The organism is Moorena sp. SIO3I6 (genome assembly GCF_010672095.1).
This window is the reverse complement of sequence record NZ_JAAHHU010000114.1, coordinates 1-3,656: the sequence shown is the minus strand read 5'-3', so window position 1 is coordinate 3,656 and position 3,656 is coordinate 1. Positions and strand designations below refer to the sequence as shown.

General features: G+C 46.2%; 3 protein-coding genes. 2 read left to right on the top strand and 1 reads right to left on the bottom strand.

The window, feature by feature from the left end; genetic code table 11:
* Positions 1-219: 219 nt before the first annotated feature.
* Positions 220-1,668 carry a SagB family peptide dehydrogenase gene (locus F6K49_RS25455; RefSeq protein WP_293071313.1) on the bottom strand — a complete coding sequence of 483 codons (1,449 nt, stop codon included), beginning with the start codon at positions 1,666-1,668 and terminating at the stop codon, positions 220-222.
* A gap of 809 nt (positions 1,669-2,477) precedes the next feature.
* Between F6K49_RS25455 and F6K49_RS25450 the strand changes: the two genes are divergently transcribed.
* Together F6K49_RS25450 and F6K49_RS25445 are read left to right on the top strand one after the other, a co-directional pair.
* Positions 2,478-2,861: a hypothetical protein gene (locus tag F6K49_RS25450; protein WP_293022490.1), complete on the top strand. Its 384-nt coding sequence runs from the start codon at positions 2,478-2,480 to the stop codon at positions 2,859-2,861.
* Positions 2,862-3,055: 194 nt separating this feature from the next.
* Positions 3,056-3,656: Uma2 family endonuclease (locus tag F6K49_RS25445; RefSeq protein ID WP_293101147.1), on the top strand; the 601-nt coding region annotated here is incomplete at its 3' end.

Genomic DNA, 3,656 nt, shown 5'->3' with positions numbered 1-3,656 from the left:
ATAGTCCAGGGCTATAGTAGGGTGGGCAAAGTTCTATAATCTAGAATACTCAAAAAAACCAAACTGTTTTTGCCCACCCTACAAGCTATTCCCAATAGTCCAGGGCTATAGTAGGGTGGGCAAAGTTCTATAATCTAGAATACTCAAAAAAACCAAACTGTTTTTGCCCACCCTACAAGCTATTCCCTCGGTTCAGCTCAAATCGAAATGCTATAGTTATTAAGGTTTGACTGGAACAGAAGCTAACATAAATTCCCCGACAGAAGACTCTTCATAGTAGTCAATTCCAGTGGCTTTTTGAAATAGATCAGAATTACCTGCTCCGATACCGCAGGGGGCTAAATTCATACTGGTGGCAACCAGATAGAAGGTTTGATACATAACTCCAACGTGTTTTAAAATCGCTGCATAGGCCATGGATTGATATTTCCAAAACATTCGTCCAAACCGGGCGGTAATCACGAATACAACCTGGGGCTGATCATGTTGAGCGCTGGCAAACCAAACATCCTGAACTAATGCTTCCGTTTCTGCGGTCCATGCTGAGACTTGACACAACACATGGTCTAAGGGGTGATAGTGATAGAGTCCCTGTTCTAATCCTTGACAAGAGTTAACCACGGGATAAATTTCCAATTCATAAATCGCACCCCCACCAGGATAGGGACGGTTACTGACCTCTCCCCGTTCTGTATCGAAGAGTTTTTTCACCCTGGCGCAACGATAGAGAAACTGCCCCAATTGTTCAAGGGTGATCGGGGTTTCGTCATATCGCCGGATCGAACGGCGAGTTTCCAGTGCCTGACTCAAGGGCATATCGCTTTGATTGAGTTCCTCTAAGTTGGGTTTTGCCAAGGGAATCACCACATCGGTCATCAATGGCTTCACCCCAGGCAAGGGGTCAATTTTACCGACATAGGGAAATATGCCACCCAAGGGATTATTATGTCTACCGAGGCGACTGCGGGAATGGAACAGTAAATCGTGAAATTCCCAAAACACTAAGGGTGGAGTTGCTTCTTCGCTCTCAACCTCTTCATCTTCTTCAAGAGGACTAGCAAAGGATGCAGACAACATCTGGGCCGCAAACAGTAAACTGAGAAACTGTTGGGCAATCTCTTCAGTAATTCCCGGAATTTCCTGACTCAAGCTGGCAGCGGTTTGGGGTTGAGATAACTGACTCACTAACCCAGGACCCCGCCAGTCTGAAAATTTAATCTTACCTTTGGTAAGGGGAGACTCTAATACCATTTCCCCTTCGACTTGATGGAGATAGGCGAAGCGAGACAGGGTAAATGCGAACGCATCCCAATCAATCTCAGGACAATCGAAGTAATAATCCCCTACCATGGGGATAGCGATCGCAAGGGGAGAAAGCTCAGGGGATGAGGGGGGGATGGCGTGACAGATCCAGCCCAGTTCGATCAGACGATTCAGGTAAGCATCGAACTTTTCCCGGACTTGTGTGCCGTCGGTTTCTAGGACTAAGGTTTGAAGTTGCCCGGCGGTGTGGGTTCCCTGTTTGAGAGCATCTAGAGCAGTTTTTAATCCCGGTTCCGGTTGATGAAATGTCAGCTTACGGCTTGAAGATTGGAGCAGAATATTGCTGTCAACAGAGGTGAGGGTGATTTCGGGTTTGAGGGAAACAGTTAAGGATGAGAAAGTCATTCTTCCAGTCAGAAGTCAACAGTAAGGCTGCATTTAACATTAACCCAAGCTGACAACAGATAACGAGAAGAATTTTTGCGCGTTAGCAACACCCTATATTATACCAAGTTGCGGTCAAACGTACAACTTTCTCTTCCGCCAATCTCCCTATCTCCCTATCTCCCTATCTCCCTATCTCCCTATCCAACCAATCTACTCTGTTTGAATGCAACTCGGTATTAAATTTGATCGGGATTAATGCCCAGCTGTCGTAACCGTTCTGGGAGTTGTTCAGCTCGTTGGTGTTCGAGTTGAGCTTTTTGTTGTCTTTCCTACGTTGCAAAAGCAAGTTCTGATCACAGGCAGCAATCAGTCCAACTTTTGATGCACTGAAAAAACAGATCACACTTGTCTATACAAAGTAGCTAGTCTGCGGGTAAACAAGCTTCTGCTAGTATTTATGGTGCATCTCATATTTGTAAAAAAGATGGGAAGTGTGGGGCCCGGGCGCGGGAATTTTCGCCCGAATTTTTGCCTAATTGCAAAAGCGATGCCTCAGGTGCGACCCGTGGCGAATTTAATTACGGGTCAAGCGCACCTAAGCGGTCTTGGGGAGGCAGCGCGGTCTTGGGGGTCTCCCCCACTCGCTATTGCCGTGGTTTCCCCCATGAGCGACTGCATCAAGACACTGAGATGCACCCAGTATTTATTAGAGTTTAGATAATTATTACTAATAACCTGATATTCAAATTGCTATATTTTTCCATTAAAAATGCCTTATTTAAGGTAAATGCAATGTTGTATCACTACTTATTTATCACTACCATACTGTGTACTTCCTTTCCAATGGCAGCAATTACGCCAAGAGCCTGCGTATCTGTGACCGAGTTCCGGCAGAAACTAGCTTTATTGCCGACGCCTTCAACCAAGCGGCTGGTTTCCCAGCTAGTGATGTCGGGATTGCCTTGTTCGAGAGTACCAATCCCTTAGCCACCAGTGGTTTAGCTGAGCCGAACATCTATCTGACTAATATCCCCGATAGCGATCGCGGTCGCTATTACTCACCGGGAACCTCAGTGCCCGCAGGATGTAATGTAGCGATCAACCAAAATGGAGTAGTGGTTGTCGAAGTCGGAGATGTGCCCCAAGCTACTGCACCAGGAGAGCCACCGAATTCCTATGGGTTTATCCGATTCCGGGGTCGAGTCAAGTAAACTGTTAGCCATTTAAATTGTGAATGGGGGCGCTTTGGGGAGATGGGGAGAGCCGAAACACTCAATACTGGCAAATTCTAGCTAGCGATCGCAAAAGTGCTAGTGCAGAAAATGCCAATGGCCAAACCATCACCCATGATTCTCTAGAATTGCCTGACTATCATGATAAGAGCAGGCTCGGAGAGGAACGAATTATGATAGCTAGCACAGCTACTTACGAAGTTACCTGGGAAAAGTTACCTGATGATTTCGTTCTAGATGACGAACCAGTGGATAATATCAATCAACCATCCCTGGCTGCTGCTCTGACACAAAGTTTGGAAATTGCTGGCAAACTACCAGCTAATGCCCTGACTACTACCAATTATGGCATCTGTGCCACTTTGAATGGCAAAATCGCGGTAAAAGCCCCAGATTGGGGATATGTGCCATCGATTCGGGTGCCCAGAGAAGAAGTGAAACGCAGTTATACCCCAACACTTCAAGGGGATATTCCTGCTATTGTCATGGAATTTCTCTGTGATACTGAAGGTGGGGAGTATTCCAACAAGCCAACCTATCCTCCGGGCAAGTGGTTTTACTACGAGCAAGTGTTACAGGTTCCCAACTATGTCATTTTTGAGCCAGACACTGGAGTAATAGAAGTCTATCGGTTAGATGATTCAGGACGTTATCAACTCCAACCACCCGATGGTAATAACCGTTACTGGATTGATGAAATCAGCTTATTTCTGGGTATCTGGCAAGGAACTAAGGAAAACGGAACTGGTTACTGGTTACGTTGGTGGGATCAGC